The following is a 15,844-nucleotide window of genomic DNA, read 5'->3' on the forward strand; positions in this document are numbered from 1 at the left end:
CCGGGCCGTACGGCGCCGGCCCGGTCGGCGCGCGGGGCGGGCGCCCCGGCGCCCCGGCACCCCGGCACCCGTAAACGCAAGGATTGTGCTTTAAGGTGTTAATCATGAGTCGCAAACAGATGGTGCGCCCCGGCGGGCGCAGCGCCCGGGTCCAGGCATCGGTGCACACCGCTGTGCGTGAACTCCTCGCCGAGGTGGGCCGCGACGCGCTGACGGTGCCGCTGGTCGCCCAGCGCGCGGGCGTCACCCCGTCGACGGTCTACCGCCGCTGGGGCGACCTCCAGGAACTGCTGTCCGACGTCGCCGTGGAGCGCCTGCGGCCCGACGCGGCACCGGAGGACCTCGGCGACCTGCGGTCCGACCTGACGGCCTGGGCCGAGCAGTTCCTCGACGAGATGGCCTCCCCCTCGGGCCGCGCCTACATCCGCGACGCCCTGCTCGGCGACCCGGACGGCGGCAACGCCGGCCAGTGCTCGGACTACGCGGCCGAACAGGTCGGCGCCGTGCTGAGCCGGGCGGGCGGCCGCGGGGAGGACACCCCCGCCGTCGAGGCGGTCATGGACGGCGTCGTCGCCCCCCTGATGTACCGCATCCTCTTCCGCCCGGCCTGCCTCGACCCCGCGTACGCACGCCGGCTCGTGGCCGGACTCCTCGACCCGTACGGGGCCGGTCCGTCGAGCGGATGATCGTTCGCCGGGCGGATGATCGTTCGCCGGGCGAGGACGGGCAGCTCAAGTCATGAACGGGCAGCTCAAGTTATAAGCTGCTGCGGGACGTTCACGAGCCCGGCCGCTGGTCGGGACCTCGCCTGGGAGGAAGCGTCGTGGGGAAGAAGATCCCGGTCCGGACCGGATGCCAGAACTGCTCGCGGTGCACCGGCTCGATCGGCGGCAACGCGGCCCGCAAGACGGTGCGGGGTACCGGGGTGGCGCTCGGTGCGGTGGTCACCGTCGGCCTGAGCCTCCTCTTCATCCGGAGGTGCCGCGCCTGCGACCACCCCATGGGCAGCCACCACCACCACTGATCACACCGCCGCACAGCTCCGACCCGACACCCGGGCCGGAGCCGGGCGGGCGTCAGGCGTCCAGGTGCTTGAGGAAGTCGAGCAGCGCCTCGTTGACCTCCGCCGGGCGCTCCTGCTGCGTCCAGTGCCCCGTGTCCGGCAGCCGGACGTGGCGGTGCAGCTTGGGCACCCGGCTCAGCAGGTGGGCCAGCACCGCCGGCGGGACGAGCGCGTTCACCATGTCCTGTTCGCCGGCCACGTACAGCGCGGGCACGTCGATCGTCACGCCGTCGAAGGCGGCCATCAGTTCGGCGTTGCGGTCGATATTCCGGTACCAGTTGAGCCCGCCGGTGAAGGCGTGCTCGCCGTGCAGGGCGTAGTCGGCCGCGAGGGCGTCGATGTCCGCCTCGGTGAGCCAGGCCGGCAGCTGCGCCGGCTCCGGGATGGTGTCCAGCAGGGCCTTGCCCTCGGGGACGACCCACGGCTGCGGCTTCCCCTCGCGGCGCAGGCCACCGCCCAGGATGCGGCGGAAGCTGGACTTCACGTCGGCCGCGAGTTCGGCGTCGGCGCGGCCCGGCTCCTGGAAGTAGATCTGGTAGAAGCCCTCGCCGAAGTTCTCCCGGGCCTCCCGCAGCGGCCGCGGCCCGCTGGGCAGCGGCGGCACGCTCAGCCCGGCGACCCCGCGCACCAGGTCCGGCCGCAGCGCGGCGGTGGCCCAGGCGACCGGCGCGCCCCAGTCGTGCCCGACCACGACGGCCCGCTCCTCGCCGAGCGCGCCGATCAGCGCCGTGACGTCGCCGACCAGGTGCAGCAGGGAGTACGCGTCCACCCGCTCGGGCTGCTCGCTGCGGGCGTAGCCGCGCTGGTCGGGGGCGACGACCCGGTAGCCGGCCGCGGCGAGCGGGGCGAACTGGTGGCGCCAGGAGTGCCAGCTCTCCGGGAAGCCGTGCAGCAGCAGGACCAGCGGGCCCTCGCCCTGTTCCGCGACGTGCAGACGGACGCCGTTCACCTCGACGTGGCTGTGCTTGATCGCGTCGTTCAAGTCCCGCTCCCGGTCCGGTGGAAGGGCCGGCGCATCCGCTTCGCCCCGGTCCTGCCCGGCACAACACCGCCGGGAGCGCGGGGTATTCCCGCCTGCCCCGGGGAAACGACCGAGGCCGCCCCGGAACTCCGGGACGGCCTCGGCGCGGTGATGGAAGGTCAGTTCACCGTGTAGCTGTACGGGATCGCCGCGAGCACCGAACCGGTGGTGCCCAGGGTGTTGTTGGCGGTCGCCACCGAGCTGGGGGCGGACACCAGGTACAGCACACCGTGGACGGTGCTGCCCTTCGGACCGGTCGGAGTGACGGTCACCTGGAGCGAGCCCTTGCCGCCCGACGGGACGGTCACCGGGTTGGCGGCCGGGGCCGAGGCGTTGACCGCCAGGGCGTACGGGTCACCGGTGCTGGAGGTCAGCGCCGGGTCGAACGCCTGGGTGTGCGCGGTCGCGGTGATGGTGGCGGTGCCGGCCGGGGCGCCGGCGGTGCCGAACGGGCCGACCTGCTGCAGGAAGGTGCCCCACACGCCGGGGAGGACCGGCTGCGACGCGCTGCCGTTGTCGGTCACGACCGAGATGGTCGAACCGTCCTGGGCCTTCTTCAGGTCGCCGAAGAGGTCCGGCGAGCCGGTGGTGCCGGACAGCTCCAGGTGGGCCGGCGTCGAGGAGGCCGCCACCGCCTTCAGCTGGTCGGTGCCCGGCGGGACGAGGAAGGACGGCACCGCGGAGGTGAGGCTCAGCGGCAGGGTGACCGTCGCGGAGGCGCCCTGCGGCACCAGCGGGAGGTCGGTGCGGCGGTCCAGGCGGCCGTCGGCCGAGATCTTCTGGGTGGCGACGGTGTTGTTGGTGTAGTTCACCTGGACGGTGACCGGCTTGCCGGCCGCCAGCTTGGCGTGCGGGTCGTTCGGCAGGCCGGCGGCGGTGGCGACGTTCTGGTTGAACGCGACGGTGCCGGTGAAGTCCTGGGCGAGCTCCTGGCCGCTGACCGGGCCGAGCACGTTCAGGACGAACCGCCAGCGGCCGGCGGCCGGGTTGACGGTGGTGGCCGAGACGCCGGCGGTGGTGCCGGTCAGGTTGCCCTGCGCGTCGAGCAGGCCGTTGCCCTCGATGTCGATCGGGGTACCGTTCGGGCTGATCAGCGCGCCCTGCATGAGCAGCTTCGGGTCCTTGGCGACGGTGAGGCCGACCCGCAGGTCCTTCTGGCCCTTCGGGACGTCGAAGGCGTACGCGAAGCTCTGCGTCGGCGAGGCGTTGCGGCCGTTGCCACCGGTGATGGTGCCGGTGAAGGTGCCCTTGCCCTGGTTGACCGGGACGAGGCTGCGCAGCACGACCGGAACGCTGGTGGCGGTGCCGTTGGAGCTGGCGACGGTGATCGCCTGGCTGGAGTCGCCACTGGTGCCCGGGGTGGTGAGCTGGACCTTGAGGGTCTTGGTCTCACCCGGCTTCAGGTCCGCGACGCTCGGGCTGACGGCGCCGGCCGGCACCGCGCGCTGGGTGGCGGTGCCCAGCTGGACCGCGCCGTTGTAGCCGGCCTTGCCCGCCGGGGTGTACAGGACGGCGGTCCACTCGCCGGCCACCGGGTGCGGGACGTCCACCAGGCCGAAGTCGGCCGGGGTGGCGCCGCCCTGCGGACGGGTGTTGGTCTCGAAGCGGCCCGACGGGTCGAGCAGCGTCATGCGGACCACGGAGCCGTTGGTGACCGGGCTGGCCGCACCCTGCCAGGCGATCGACGCCGCGAGGCGGTCGGCGCCGGCCGGGACGGTGAACTTGACCTGCTTCTGCACCCAGGTGGCGCCGTTGGTGGCGTACTTGAAGGTGTCGGTGGAGGCCGTGTCCAGCTGGACGGTCTGCTGGTTGCTCGACTGCGGCACGAAGGTGCGGGTCGCGCCGCTGACCGTCTGCGGGGCGGAGCTGGTGTTGGTGACGGTCACGTCGGCGGTGTGGGTCGAGCCGGGGTTGCCGGCGATGTCGACCTGACCGGTGGTGACGACGACGGTCTTGCTGTCCGACGCGCCGGAGCCGGCGTGGTAGCCGCGGGCGGCCTCGACGGCGGCGCGGACGTTCAGCAGGCCGGCGCCCTGCTCCTCGGCCGGGACGCCGAGGTCCTGGGCGGTGCCGGTGATGAACTTCTTCACCAGCGCCGGGGCGGGCGACTGGCCGTTGTGGGTGTCGCGGTAGGCCTGGATGACCAGGGCCGCGGCGCCGGTGACGAACGGCGCGGCCTGGCTGGTGCCGCCGAACGACTGGATCGGCGAACCCTGGCCGCTGAAGCCGGTGCAGTCGGTGTACTTGCTGGTGTCGGGCGAGCAGAGCGCCCAGTCCGACTCGCCCGGCGCGACCAGGTCGACCGTGCGGCCGGCCTGGGTGAAGCCGCCCGAGGAGAGCGCGGAGATGCGGTTGTTGCTCCAGGTCTTGTTGGAGAACTGGGCGGCCGCGTAGCCGGTCTGCTGGTAGTTCTGGTTGTCCGTCGAGGCGCCGACCGCGATCACGTTCGGGTCGGTGGCCGGGGTGCCGATGGTGCCGCTGATGCCCGCGTCGCCGGTGGAGACGGAGACGGTGACACCGGCCTTGACGGCCTGGTCGTTGAACAGCGAGATGGTGTCGTGCGCGCCGCTGTCCGGGGTGACGTTGCCGCCGAAGGACTCGTTCAGCACGTCGACCTTGGCGACCGAGACCGCGTAGTCGATGGACTGCAGGATCGACGAGTTCGACATGATCTCGCCGCCGGCCCGCAGGGCGACCAGCGAGGCGTCCGGGGCGAGGCCGCGGATGCGGATGTTGCAGCCGGCCGGCAGACCGCGCGAGGCGTTCACGAACTTCGAGACGTCGTAGACCTGGCGGCCCTGGGCGATGACCGCCGAGGCGTCGCCGAAGGCCTCCGCGCCACCGGTCGGCGCGTTCACGCCGTCGCCCGCGAAGTCCTGGTAGTCGACGACCGCGTGCGAGCCGTCGGCCCGGATGAAGTCCGGGTTGTTCGGGTCGAGGCCGTCCGCGATGTAGGCGACCTTGACGCCCTTGCCGGTGGCCAGGTCGGCCGCGCCGGGCTTGCCGTCGGCGCCGACGGCGTGCGTCGAGTAGAGGCCCTCCGGCTCCAGCAGCGGCTGGGACGGGTCGGACGGGCAGATCGTGTTGGTCGCGTTCTGCTCGGCGCCCTGGCCGTTGCTGCCCGAAACGGCCTGCGGGGCGGCGGCCTTGGCCGACTTGGCGCCGGCCTTGGTGTCCGCGGCGTCCTTCGCGGCCGCGGCCTTGCCGGCGGCCGGCGGCGTGACGGTGACCTGCTCGTCCGCGACGACCGAGGCGACGGCCGGGTCGGCCAGCAGCGCGGCACGCAGCGCGGGGCTCACCGTGGCCGAGAACGCGTTCCCGACCACGAAGCTCTTGATGTTGGTGCCGCCGTTGGCCTTGACCTTGTCCAGCAGCGGCGCCTGGGCGTTCGCGGCCTTCTGCTGACGGGCGCCGAGGTGGCCGCTGTCGGCCGGGGCGTCCGCTATCTGGTCCTTGAGAATCACGATCACCGGCACCGGGGTCCCGTCCGCGGACGCCACGGGGGCGTTCTGCGGGTCCGGGAGCGGAGCTGCGTTGGCACTGGACCCGAAGGTCAGGACCATGGACGCGGCGGTGACCGTGACGGCAGCCGCTAGCTGGGATTTCCGCCAGCCGATCAATGGACATCCTTTCGTCTGATGAGACGTCAGGTTGCGCGGCCCAGCGTACGCGGATCCAGGTCGGACGCGTGGTTGCTCCGGACCGCGCGTCCCGACAGCGGTCGAATTCCAGCGCATCCGACACGACCACGACAAGGGGGGAAATCCCCATTAGAAAGTAAAAAAGACCATCAGAAAGTAAAATTCACGGCAGAAATCGGGCCATGTCCGCCCCTTTTCGCTGACCAGACCCGGTCGGAACTGTCCGATCCCGGTCGGAAAAAATCGGTGGCGAACTCTGGACAGTGGCGGACCACCGCCACCTGGGACACACCGTCAGCGCCGCCACACAGCCTTCCCATCGGACCCACTCTGAAACCGGACATGACAGAACGGGCGCACGGGTGCACCGGCACTCCGGTGGCCGGAATCCCCCGGCCACCGGAGCGATCAGCACCCGATCAGCCGGCGGCCAACCGCTCCTGGGCGTCCGCCAGATCCTCGGCGGTGGGCGCGTCGTCCTGGGTCAGCCGGTGGCGCCAGTACCCGGTGAAGTCGATCGACCGCTTCGGCACACCGCGCTCCGCCACCAGGTGGCGGCGCAGCGCCCGCACCGCGCCCGCCTCCCCCGCGAGCCAGGCGAACGGCGCGCCGGCCGGCAGCTCGGCGGACCGCACGGCCCCGGCCAGCACGACCCCGGGGGCCGCCCCGCCCCGGACCAGCCAGTGCACGGCCAGCTCGGCGCGGCCCTCCAGCGGCTGCCGCTCGGCCTCGTCCGCGACCTCGACGAACGCGAGGGCCCGCACCCCGGCGGGCAGCGCCTCGACCAGCGTCGCAATCGCCGGCAGTGCCGACTCGTCCCCGGCCAGCAGCACCCAGTCAGCAGCGGCGGCGGCCTCGGCGAGCGGGACCGGCGGGGCGTACAGCGCCGAGGGGCCGACCATCCCGAGTCGCTGCCCGGGCTCCGCGCGCTCCGCCCAGGCGGCGGCCGGGCCGGTGTCGCCGTGCAGCACGAAGTCGATCTCGACCAGCCGGGTGCCGGGCCGGCGACGCCGGAGGGTGAAGCTGCGCAGCAGCGGGCGCCCGGCCTCGGGGATCGCCAGGTACGCCTGGTACCAGCTCATCGGGTCGTCGCTCTGCGCGGGCAGTTCGGGCACCGCCTGGCCGGGGCGGGGGAAGCACAGCTTCACCTGCTGGTCGGGCGCCGCGCCCACGGAGTCCGCCAGGGCCTCGGCCTCGAAGGTGACCCGGGCGGTGCGCGGCGTGATCCGGCGGACCTCGACGACGTCGACGAAGGTGACGGGCAGTGTCATCGAATAACCCCTTCGGTTGATAACCTTACGGCATAAAGAGTTGTCGCGGCCGAGGATACTTTACGCCATAAGGAGTTGCTGCATGGTCGTCTACGCCGGACAGGGCGACGCCCACCGGTCCCTGTCCCTGCTCTGGGGCACACCACCGCAACCGCACACCGGGCGCAGCGGCCCCAAACCGGGCCTCAGCGTCGACGCGATCGTCTCCGCCGGCATCGCGGTCGCCGACGCGGACGGCATGGCCGCGCTCTCGATGCGCGCCGTCGGCGAACGGCTCGGCCGCACCGCCATGGCCCTCTACACCTACGTCCCGGGCAAGGCCGAACTCCTCGACCTGATGCACGACCGGGCACTCGGCGAACTACGGCTGGACGTCGCGGACTTGGACGGCTGGCGCCCCGCCGTCACCGCCTGGGCCGAGGAACTGTACGCCTGCTACCTGCGCCACCCCTGGATCCTCCAGGTCTCGCAGGCCCGCCCGGTGCTCGGACCGGCCGAACTCGCCGCCATGGAAGGCCTGTTGCGCGCCCTGCAACCGGCCGCCCTCGCACCCGCGCGGCTGCACGGCGTCGTCGCGGCGCTCTGGCAGTTCGTCCGCGGCACGGCCGCCGTGGCCGCCGAATCGCGCGGCGCCGCCGCCGCGACCGGCATCGCCGACGAGGACTGGTGGACCGCCCGGTCCGCCCGACTCGCCGAACTGGCACCGGACTTCACCGACCGCTTCCCCCTGCTCACCGCCCTCCAGGGCGCCGGCGACGGCACGCCGCAGGACCGCGACCGGGCGGCCTTCCGCACCGGGCTCGCCGTCCTGCTCGACGGCGTGGCGGCCTCGGGGGCGGGGGCTGATCAGGGCTCCGAACAGGGCTCCGATCGGGACGCGGATCAGGCCTTGGGCTGAGCCGCTGATCAGCCCCGGCGGGCCGCCGGGATCGCCAGCAGGATGCCGAGCACCAGCAGAGTGGCGTACCCGGCGGTCTCATGGCCGTCCGGAACCAGGAAACGGACGAAGCCGAACAGCCGGAAGCCCCCCAGCCAGTCCGCCGCCAGGCCGGACCCGCCGCCGAGGATCAGCACGAAACCGAGATAGCCGAGCAGCGTCTTCATACCCCGAGCCTAGGCAGCTCCCGGCGCCCGGGAATCCGACTTTCGGCGCGACCCGGGGATGACCAAAGTCGTCCCGTCGCCTTCCCCCGGCCGTCCCGGCGCCGTCCCGCCCGGGGTCCGGACCGCCGTACCACCCGGGATCCGTACCACCCGGGATCCGGACCGCCGTACCGCCCGGGATCCGGACGGAGCAGCAGGCGCGGCGGCCCGGCGGCGCCCCGGGTACGTTCGCCGTGTGCAGCAGATGCCACAGCATGTCAGCAGAGTGGCGGCGGCCGCCGCGGTGTCCACCCTGATGCTCGCCGCCGGCGCCCCGACCGCCCCCGGGCAGGACGCCGCCGGTGCGATCGGCGGCGAACGGCTCGGCCAGTCCACCGTCCAGGTCGCTCCGCTGGCCGGGGCGCCCGCGCTGCCGCCCACGTTGACCGGGCGGTCCTGGCTCATCGCCGACGCCGGCACCGGCGAGGTCCTCGCGGCCCACAACGCCCACCTCCAGCTCCCCCCGGCCAGCACCCTGAAGATGCTCTTCGCGGACACCGTGCTGCCCAAGTTCGACCGCACGACGGAGCACAAGGTCACCACGGCCGAACTGGCCAACGTCGGCGCCGGCAGCAGCCTCGTCGGCGTCAAGGAGGACCTGCCGTACCGCGTCGAAGACCTCTGGCGGGGCGTCTTCCTCAGCTCCGGCAACGACGCCGTCCACGTCCTCGCGCACATGAACGGCGGCCTCCAGCAGACCGTCACCGAGATGCAGGCCCGCGCCCAGGCCCTGCAAGCCCGCGACACCAAGGTGGTCTCCCCCGACGGCTACGACATGGACGGCCAGGTCTCCTCCGCCTACGACCTCACCCTCTTCGCCCGCGCCGGGCTGCGCAACGCCGACTTCCGCTCCTACTGCTCCACCCGCACCGCGCACTTCCCCGGCGGACTCGACAAGCTCACCGGGCAGCGCACCAGCTTCGACATCGCCAACACCGACCGGCTGCTCGGCAAGTACCAGGGCCTGATCGGCGTCAAGAACGGCTACACCACCAACGCGGGCGCCACCTTCACCGGCGCCGCCCAGCGCGGCGGGCGCACCCTGCTGGTGACGGTGATGCACCCGGACACCCAGACCCGGGTCTACGACGAGGCGGCCGAGCTGCTCGACTGGGGCTTCGCGGCGGCCGGCAAGGTCCAGCCGGTCGGGCAACTGGTGGAGGACACCGCGGCCGCCCACCCGGCCACCATCACCGGCCGGGCCGGCGCCGCCTCGTCCGCCGCCCCCGCCGCCATCGCCGGCCAGGCGCACCCGCAGGCCGTCCGGGGCAACGACCCCGGCCTCGCCCCGGCCGCCTGGACGGCCATCGCCCTCGGCGCCGTCCTCGCCCTGTGGGCCGCCGCGCGCACCGCCGCCCGCCGCCGCTCCGCACTCGCCGCCGACCCGGCCGCACTCCCCGACCCGGGCGCCACCGCCCTCGGCAGGCACCGCCACCACGGGCTGGCCCGCCGGGCCCGGGCCCTGGTCAGGCACGCCCTGCCGCGCGCCCGGCGGGAATGATCAGGCACGCCCTAGACTTCCGGCCATGACCACGCCCGACCCCGTTCCCTCCGACCGGCTCGCCCGGATCGTCAGCCTCTCCTCCGGGAGCTACCTGCTCGTCACCACCTACAAGAAGGACGGCACCACCGTGCCGACCCCCGTGTGGGTGGTGCGCGACGGCGAGGCGCTCGGCGTCTGGACCGTCGCCGACTCCTGGAAGGTCAAGCGGATCCGCAACCGCGCGGACGTCCTGGTGGGCCCCTGCGACGTCAAGGGCCGGCCGACCGGCGAGCACTACCCCGCCACCGCCGAGATCCTCGGCCCCGAACGCACCGCCGCCTACCGCACCCTGCTGCGCCAGAAGTACGGCCTGCTCGGTGTGCTCACCCTGCTCGGCAGCCGCCTGCGCCGCGGCGAGCGCGGCACCGTCGGCATCCGGATCACCCTCACCTGACGCACCACCCGGCTGACGGGGCCCCGGTGGGTTCGCCCGGCGGCCCCGCCGGCCCGGTCACTCGCCGGGCCGGCCCTGGGAAAGGCGTGACGAGGAAGGGCGTGGGAGAGGCCATGGAGGACAAGGACGCGGATGGGACCCGGGGCGGGCTGCCGCTGCTGGTGGTGGACGGGGCCAACGTGGTCGGGTCGGTGCCCGACGGGTGGTGGCGGGATCGACGGGGCGCCGCCGAGCGGCTGCGGGACGCGCTGGTCGCCGTCGCCGGGCAGGGCCTGCCGGAACGGCCCGGGCCGCTGGAGGTGGTGCTGGTCGTGGAGGGCGCGGCCCGGGGTGTGGGCGGACTGCCCGAGGTGCGGGTGGTCGCGGCGGCTGGCAGCGGTGACGACCGGATCGTCGAGCTGGTCCGGGCGGCCAGAGCCGAACAGCCGGACCGGGACTGCCTGGTCGTCACCGCCGACCGCGAACTGCGGGCCCGGGTCGGCGCGCTGGGCGCGGCGGTCACCGGGCCGCGCAGCGTGCGGCGTTAGAGCCGGTCCCGTTCAGTTCCGTTCGGTCCCGTTCAGTCCCGTCGCGCGCGCGGCAGGACCGAACGGGACCCGTTCCGGGACGCGCGGCGGGGTCAGTCCGCCTGAGTGGCGTACATGCCCCAGTGGATCGCCTGGTCGGAGGCGGTCACCGTGAACAGGAGGTCCCGACCGGGCCGGGCGGGGATCTCCACCGAGTCGGTGCCGGTCGCGCCGACCGGGCACTGGACCGTGAAGTCGGCCGGCGCCAGGCCGGCGACGTGGACCTTGACCGAGCCGCCGCCCTGGCAGCCCACCGTCACGGTGAAGGGCTGCGAGGGGTTGACGGAGGCCGTCACCGCGCCGCCGTCGCCGATCCAGTCCGGGATCCAGATCAGGCCCGTCTCCCCCGGGTACGGCAGGATCTCCCCCGTCCCCATACCGCTCTGGACCGCAGCCGGGCCCGGCTGCGCCGAGGCCGTCCCGGCGACCGCCAGTACCCCCGCCAGCGCGGCCGCGCTGGCGGCCAGCATCCGCTTCCCCGTACGTGTCATCGCTACTCCCCGCTGCGTTGACCATCCGTCCGGCCGCACGAGCTCGCGCGGCCGGGCCGGGTGCCGCTCTTCGGCACACGAAGGGATCTTATGACGATCAGATTTCAACAGGGGGCGGATTCGCCCGGACCCCGGGCCATGACCCGGGTCACGGGCTGGAACGGCCCCGGGGCCGAGCGCGTATGGGCGCCTCCCGGAACCGACCACGGGCACCGGCACCTAGTTGACGGGTAGTAGCCGGGACCCAGCGCATCGGGAGGCGCCGTCCCGGACGTTACCTGGTCACATCGGGTGCGTCATCCGAATTAATCCGGGCCCGGAGCCTGCCGTACGGGTCTCGCCGGGCCCGCCGCGCCAGGGCGCGCCCCACCGGTTCGGACCGTACGGGAACCAACCGCGCCCGCCGTCCGACTGCTGGGGGGTGAGTGCGAAGTCGCCGGGTGTCCGGCCCTTGAGTGTGCTGGCGGGGTTCGCCCTGCTGCTGGTGGTGGTGTTCGTGGTGGCGTATGCGGTGGGACGGCAGGCGGGCCCGGTGTCTCCCGGGCTGACGCCCGGGGGCGGCGCGTCGCCCGGGGCGCCCGGGATGGGCGGGCACGACATGGGCGGGATGCGATGAGCCCGGTCGCGGGGGCCGACGCCGGGGCCCTGGTGAGCACCGATCTGGCGGTCGGCGGGATGACCTGCGCGGCCTGCGTGGGCCGGGTCGAGAAGCGGCTGGCCCGGATCGACGGAGTGACGGCCGGGGTGAACCTGGCGACCGGTCGGGCCCGGGTGCTGCACCCCGCCGGGGTGCCGGTCGCAGAGCTGGTGGCAGCCGTCGAACGGGCGGGCTACACCGCCGAGTTGGCGCCCGCAGGGGCGGGCGTCGGACTGCCGGACGAGGAGCCGGCGGAGCGCCGGCGGCTGCTGGCGACGGTGCTGCTGGCCGTCCCGGTGGTGGTGCTGTCGATGGTGCCGTCACTGCAGTTCCCCGCCTGGCAGTGGGTCTGCTTCGCGCTGGCCGTGCCAGTGGTCACCTGGGGGTCGGCCGGGTTCCACCGCCGGGCCTGGCAAGGGCTGCGGCACGCGGCGGCCACCATGGACACCCTGGTCAGCCTGGGGGTGGTGGCGTCCTTCGGCTGGTCCGCGTACGCGCTGGTGTTCGGCGGCGCCGGGGAGGTCGGCATGCGGATGCCGTTCTCGCTGACCGCGGACGGCGGCGGCGCGGCGCACGTCTACCTGGAGGCGGCGGTCGGGGTGCCGCTGTTCGTGCTGGCCGGGCGACTGCTGGAGGGCCGGGTACGGCGGCGCAGCGGTTCCGCGCTGCGGGCGCTGGCCGAACTCGGCGCGAAGCAGGTGTGCGTCCGGGACGGCGGGACCGGCGAAGAGCGCCTGGTACCGATCGAACTGCTGCTGCCCGGACAGGAGTTCGTGGTGCGGCCGGGCGAACGGGTGGCCACCGACGGGGTGGTGGTCGAGGGCGGTTCGGCGCTCGACCTGAGCCTGCTGACCGGGGAGAGCGTGCCGGTGGAGGTCGGCCCCGGGGACGCGGTGGCCGGCGCGACCGTCAACGTCGGCGGCGCGCTGGTGGTACGGGCGACGGCCGTCGGCGCCGACACCCAACTCGCCCGGATCACCGCACTGGTGGCGGACGCCCAGGCCGGCAAGGCCCGGGCGCAGCGCCTCGCCGACGCGGTGGCCGGGGTGTTCGTGCCGTGCGTGCTGGCGGGCGCGGTGTGCGTGCTGGGCTTCTGGCTCGGCGCGGGCGCGGCCCCGCAGGCGGCGGTGACGGCGGCGGTCGCGGTGCTGGTGGTCGCCTGCCCGTGCGCCCTGGGCCTGGCCACCCCGACGGCACTGCTGGCGGCGACCGGGCGGGGCGCGGAGCTGGGCGTGCTGGTGCGCGGCCCGGAGGTGCTGGAGAGCCTGCGCCGGGTGGACACCGTGGTGCTGGACAAGACCGGGACGCTGACCACCGGGCGGATGGAACTGGCGACGGTGACGGTCGCCCAGGGCCTCGACTCGGGGCTCGACTCGGAGCTCGACGAAGGGCCCGACTCGGGACTCGACGAGAGTGCGGTGCTGCGGCTGGCCGGCGCGGTGGAACACCGCTCGGAGCACCCGATCGGGCGGGCCGTGGCGGCGGCCGCGCGGGAGCGCTGCGGTCCGCTGCCCGCGGTGGACGGCTTCGCGGCCGCCACCGGGGTCGGGGTGTCCGGGGTGGTCGAGGGCCGGAGCATACGGGTGGTCCGCCCGGACGGCACGGCGCAGCCGCTGCCCGCCGACCTCGCGGACGCGGTCACCGCCGCCTCGGACACCGGCCGCACGGCCGTGGTGGTCGAGCTGGACGGGCGGGCCGCGGCCGTGCTCACCGTCGGCGACACGCTGCGCTCGGGCAGCTGGCGGGCGCTCCACCGACTGCGCGGGATGGGGCTGGAGACCGTCCTGTTGACCGGCGACGGCCCGGGCGCGGCCCGGGCGGTGGCGCGCGAGCTGGGCATCGAACGGGTGCACGCCTCGGCCTCGCCGGAGGGCAAGGCCGCGGTGGTGGCCGAGCTGCGGGGCGCCGGGCGGACGGTCGCGGTGGTCGGCGACGGCGTCAACGACGCGGTGGCGCTGGCCTCGGCGGACCTCGGGGTGGCGCTGGCCTCGGGCAGCGACGCCGCGATCGGCGCGGCCGGACTGACCCTGGTGCGCGGCGACATCGAGGCGGTGGTCGACGCCGTCCGGCTGGCCCGACGGACCCTCGGCACGATCCGGGCCAACCTGCTGTGGGCCTTCGGCTACAACGTGGTGCTGATCCCGCTGGCGGCCGTCGGCCTGCTCAACCCGATGCTGGCGGCGGTGGCGATGTCGCTCAGCTCGCTGCTGGTGGTCGGCAACAGCCTGCGGCTGCGCACCTGGCAGCCCGGGCGCGGCACCTCGGCGGCCCGGAAGGGGGCACGGCGATGAGCGGGGCGATGAGCGCGCTCGGACGGCTGCGGGTGGTCGGCCCGCCGGTGGGCGCGGCGGCGCTGACGCTGGTGCTGCTGACCGGGTGGACGGCGGTCGGCGGGGCCGGGCGGCCCCGGCCGGTGGAGGCCGGCCCGGGCTGGCTGCTGCTGCCGACGGCAGGCGCGGCCCCGGCCACGGCGGCGTTCTTCACGATCCGCAACCCGGGCGACGTACCGGACGAACTGACGTCCGCCAGCTGGGAGTTCGGCGGCAGGATCACAATCAAGCGACACCTCCACCAGGGCGCCGCAGGCCGCTGGGAGCCGGTGACCGCCCTCCCGATCCCGGGCCGCGGCGAGCTGGCAATGGCCCCGGAGGACGCCGACCTGATGATCGCCGACCCCCCACCCCTCCGGGCCGGCCAGTGGGTCGACTTCACCCTCGGCTTCCGCCACAGCCCGGACCTCCACCTCAAGGCCCAAGTCCTCCCCCCGGGCACCCGCCCCCGCCCGGCCGAACCCCCGGCAACCTGACACTCCCCCCGGCCCCCGTCGGGACGTGATCCGGTCCCAACGGATGGCCCGGACCGCTGTGCGGTTCGGGCCATCTGTCGGCGGAGGGTGCGAGGTTCGGACTCGTGAGGGGTTGCCTTGGCCCGCTTTCCGGGTGGGCGCTGCCGGGGCGTTGGTCAGGGGTGGGGGATGACGGCGACTGGGGACTGGGCGTGGTGGAGGGCGGCGTGGGCGACGCGGCCGAGGCGGGGGCCGAAGTCGAGGGAGCGGTGGCGGCGGCCGACGACCAGGAGGGCGGCGCCGGCGGAGGCTTCGACCAGGCCGCGGGCGGCGCCGAGCCGGACGTCCTCGATCACCGCGGTGTCCGGGTGCCGCTCGCGCTGGCCGGCCAGGGCGAGGGAGAGCAGTTTGGCCTCCAGCGCCTCCAGTTGGGCGATCTCGGTGGGCGGCACGGCCCCGCCGGCGTAGCCGAAGACCGGCGGGAGGTCCCAGCCGTGCACGGCCCGCACCCGGGCGCCGCGCAGGGCGGCCTCCTGGAAGGCGAAGGCGAGCACCTCCTCCTCCGGGGCGTGCGCGTCGACGCCGACCAGTACCTCGGGCACGCCGTCGCCGGCGCCGTCGGGCGCGCCCGGCTCGCGCACCACGACCACCGGCACCGTGCTGCGGGCGGCCGCGGCCATGCCGACCGAGCCGAGCAGCAGCCCGGTGAAGCCGCCGAGGCCGCGCGAGCCGAGCACCAGGAGGGCGGCGTCCGCGGCCGCGGCGACCAGGCCGTCCACCGGCGCGTCCAGGACGGCGTCGGTGTGCACCGCCAGGTCGGGGTGGCGCTCGCGGATCGCGTCGGCGGCCGAGGACAGGACCCGCTGCGCGGCGGCCGGCAGGTCGTCGGGCTCGGCGAAGGTGGCCACGCCGTCGGTCAGCCACGGCCAGGCGTGCACCAGGCGCAGCGGGGTGCCCCGGAGCACCGCCTCGTCGGCGGCCCAGAGGGCGGCGGTGGTGCTCTCCGGCGAGCCGTCGACCCCGGCCAGGACGGATGGCGTCATGAGGGTTCCTCCACTGTGTCGGCGCTTGGCGGGGCGGCGCGGGGACGGTGTGCGCACTGACGGCCCGTCCGCTCCTCCCCCACCCTGGCGGTCCGCCAGGGCCTCGCGACAGAGGCCGCAGGCCCCTCTGCGACGGGACGAAAGGCCCGCCCGTGGGAGCGTACGGCGCACCCCGGCGTGCGGGGTGCCGACACCCGGGCACTACCGTGAATCCGGCAATCGCCCTGATCGGGCGGCACCTGGCGC

General features: G+C 74.5%; 14 protein-coding genes. 8 read left to right on the plus strand and 6 right to left on the minus strand.

From position 1 onward, the window contains the following. Positions 1 to 104 precede the first annotated feature (104 nt). A complete protein-coding gene (locus AB0R04_RS21195; protein WP_363373324.1) occupies positions 105 to 686 on the plus strand; it encodes a TetR/AcrR family transcriptional regulator in 582 nt (193 codons plus the stop codon). Between the two features lie 137 nt (positions 687 to 823). Next, entirely contained in the window at positions 824 to 1,024 is a 201-nt protein-coding gene (locus tag AB0R04_RS21200; protein ID WP_063346158.1) for a hypothetical protein, read from the plus strand. Positions 1,025 to 1,076: 52 nt separating this feature from the next. Here AB0R04_RS21200 and AB0R04_RS21205 read toward each other — a convergent pair whose 3' ends face one another. From AB0R04_RS21205 to AB0R04_RS21215, 3 genes are all read right to left on the minus strand, one after another. Then, complete coding sequence (locus AB0R04_RS21205) at positions 1,077 to 2,045, minus strand: alpha/beta hydrolase (RefSeq protein ID WP_363373327.1); 969 nt, start codon at positions 2,043 to 2,045, stop codon at positions 1,077 to 1,079. Between the two features lie 158 nt (positions 2,046 to 2,203). Continuing rightward, positions 2,204 to 5,584 (minus strand): S8 family serine peptidase, encoded by a 3,381-nt coding sequence (locus AB0R04_RS21210; RefSeq protein WP_363373329.1) that lies wholly within the window; start codon positions 5,582 to 5,584, stop codon positions 2,204 to 2,206. A 560-nt stretch (positions 5,585 to 6,144) separates the two neighbouring features. After that, on the minus strand, positions 6,145 to 6,996 hold the full coding sequence (locus AB0R04_RS21215; RefSeq protein ID WP_363373331.1) for a siderophore-interacting protein: 852 nt from the start codon (positions 6,994 to 6,996) through the stop codon (positions 6,145 to 6,147). An 82-nt stretch (positions 6,997 to 7,078) separates the two neighbouring features. On the opposite strand from AB0R04_RS21215, the gene AB0R04_RS21220 reads away from it, so the two are divergent. Then, the gene (locus AB0R04_RS21220; protein WP_363373334.1) at positions 7,079 to 7,894 is read left to right on the plus strand and encodes a TetR/AcrR family transcriptional regulator C-terminal domain-containing protein; all 816 of its coding nucleotides are present in this window, start codon (positions 7,079 to 7,081) and stop codon (positions 7,892 to 7,894) included. Between the two features lie 8 nt (positions 7,895 to 7,902). Here the strand turns inward: AB0R04_RS21220 and AB0R04_RS21225 are convergent, their stop codons facing one another. Beyond that, positions 7,903 to 8,100: a hypothetical protein gene (locus AB0R04_RS21225; RefSeq protein WP_363373336.1), complete on the minus strand. Its 198-nt coding sequence runs from the start codon at positions 8,098 to 8,100 to the stop codon at positions 7,903 to 7,905. A gap of 295 nt (positions 8,101 to 8,395) precedes the next feature. On the opposite strand from AB0R04_RS21225, the gene AB0R04_RS21230 reads away from it, so the two are divergent. From AB0R04_RS21230 to AB0R04_RS21240, 3 genes are all read left to right on the plus strand, one after another. Continuing rightward, complete coding sequence (locus tag AB0R04_RS21230) at positions 8,396 to 9,640, plus strand: D-alanyl-D-alanine carboxypeptidase (protein ID WP_363373494.1); 1,245 nt, start codon at positions 8,396 to 8,398, stop codon at positions 9,638 to 9,640. A 25-nt stretch (positions 9,641 to 9,665) separates the two neighbouring features. Beyond that, on the plus strand, positions 9,666 to 10,076 hold the full coding sequence (locus AB0R04_RS21235; protein WP_363373339.1) for a PPOX class F420-dependent oxidoreductase: 411 nt from the start codon (positions 9,666 to 9,668) through the stop codon (positions 10,074 to 10,076). Positions 10,077 to 10,189: 113 nt separating this feature from the next. Continuing rightward, the gene (locus tag AB0R04_RS21240) at positions 10,190 to 10,603 is read left to right on the plus strand and encodes an NTP pyrophosphohydrolase (protein ID WP_363373496.1); all 414 of its coding nucleotides are present in this window, start codon (positions 10,190 to 10,192) and stop codon (positions 10,601 to 10,603) included. A gap of 92 nt (positions 10,604 to 10,695) precedes the next feature. Here the strand turns inward: AB0R04_RS21240 and AB0R04_RS21245 are convergent, their stop codons facing one another. Next, positions 10,696 to 11,133, minus strand: a complete 438-nt coding sequence (locus AB0R04_RS21245) for a hypothetical protein (RefSeq protein WP_363373341.1) — start codon at positions 11,131 to 11,133, stop codon at positions 10,696 to 10,698. Between the two features lie 612 nt (positions 11,134 to 11,745). On the opposite strand from AB0R04_RS21245, the gene AB0R04_RS21250 reads away from it, so the two are divergent. Both AB0R04_RS21250 and AB0R04_RS21255 read left to right on the plus strand, forming a co-directional pair. Then, positions 11,746 to 14,061 carry a heavy metal translocating P-type ATPase gene (locus tag AB0R04_RS21250; RefSeq protein WP_363373342.1) on the plus strand — a complete coding sequence of 772 codons (2,316 nt, stop codon included), beginning with the start codon at positions 11,746 to 11,748 and terminating at the stop codon, positions 14,059 to 14,061. A gap of 8 nt (positions 14,062 to 14,069) precedes the next feature. Continuing rightward, positions 14,070 to 14,576, plus strand: a complete 507-nt coding sequence (locus AB0R04_RS21255; RefSeq protein ID WP_363373344.1) for a copper chaperone PCu(A)C — start codon at positions 14,070 to 14,072, stop codon at positions 14,574 to 14,576. Between the two features lie 155 nt (positions 14,577 to 14,731). Here the strand turns inward: AB0R04_RS21255 and AB0R04_RS21260 are convergent, their stop codons facing one another. Then, positions 14,732 to 15,598, minus strand: a complete 867-nt coding sequence (locus tag AB0R04_RS21260) for a universal stress protein (protein ID WP_363373346.1) — start codon at positions 15,596 to 15,598, stop codon at positions 14,732 to 14,734. Positions 15,599 to 15,844 lie beyond the last annotated feature (246 nt).

The sequence above is a fragment of the Kitasatospora sp. NPDC056731 genome, from assembly GCF_040687675.1.
GTDB lineage: Bacteria > Actinomycetota > Actinomycetes > Streptomycetales > Streptomycetaceae > Kitasatospora.

Coding starts and splice junctions, on each gene's coding strand:
- AB0R04_RS21245 (WP_363373341.1), bottom strand. CDS start 11,133: ATGACACGTACGGGGAAGCGGATGCTGGCCGCCAGCGCGGCCGCGCTG.
- AB0R04_RS21260 (WP_363373346.1), bottom strand. CDS start 15,598: ATGACGCCATCCGTCCTGGCCGGGGTCGACGGCTCGCCGGAGAGCACC.
- AB0R04_RS21220 (WP_363373334.1), top strand. CDS start 7,079: ATGGTCGTCTACGCCGGACAGGGCGACGCCCACCGGTCCCTGTCCCTG.
- AB0R04_RS21215 (WP_363373331.1), bottom strand. CDS start 6,996: ATGACACTGCCCGTCACCTTCGTCGACGTCGTCGAGGTCCGCCGGATC.
- AB0R04_RS21235 (WP_363373339.1), top strand. CDS start 9,666: ATGACCACGCCCGACCCCGTTCCCTCCGACCGGCTCGCCCGGATCGTC.
- AB0R04_RS21225 (WP_363373336.1), bottom strand. CDS start 8,100: ATGAAGACGCTGCTCGGCTATCTCGGTTTCGTGCTGATCCTCGGCGGC.
- AB0R04_RS21195 (WP_363373324.1), top strand. CDS start 105: ATGAGTCGCAAACAGATGGTGCGCCCCGGCGGGCGCAGCGCCCGGGTC.
- AB0R04_RS21255 (WP_363373344.1), top strand. CDS start 14,070: ATGAGCGCGCTCGGACGGCTGCGGGTGGTCGGCCCGCCGGTGGGCGCG.
- AB0R04_RS21250 (WP_363373342.1), top strand. CDS start 11,746: ATGAGCCCGGTCGCGGGGGCCGACGCCGGGGCCCTGGTGAGCACCGAT.
- AB0R04_RS21230 (WP_363373494.1), top strand. CDS start 8,396: ATGCTCGCCGCCGGCGCCCCGACCGCCCCCGGGCAGGACGCCGCCGGT.
- AB0R04_RS21240 (WP_363373496.1), top strand. CDS start 10,190: ATGGAGGACAAGGACGCGGATGGGACCCGGGGCGGGCTGCCGCTGCTG.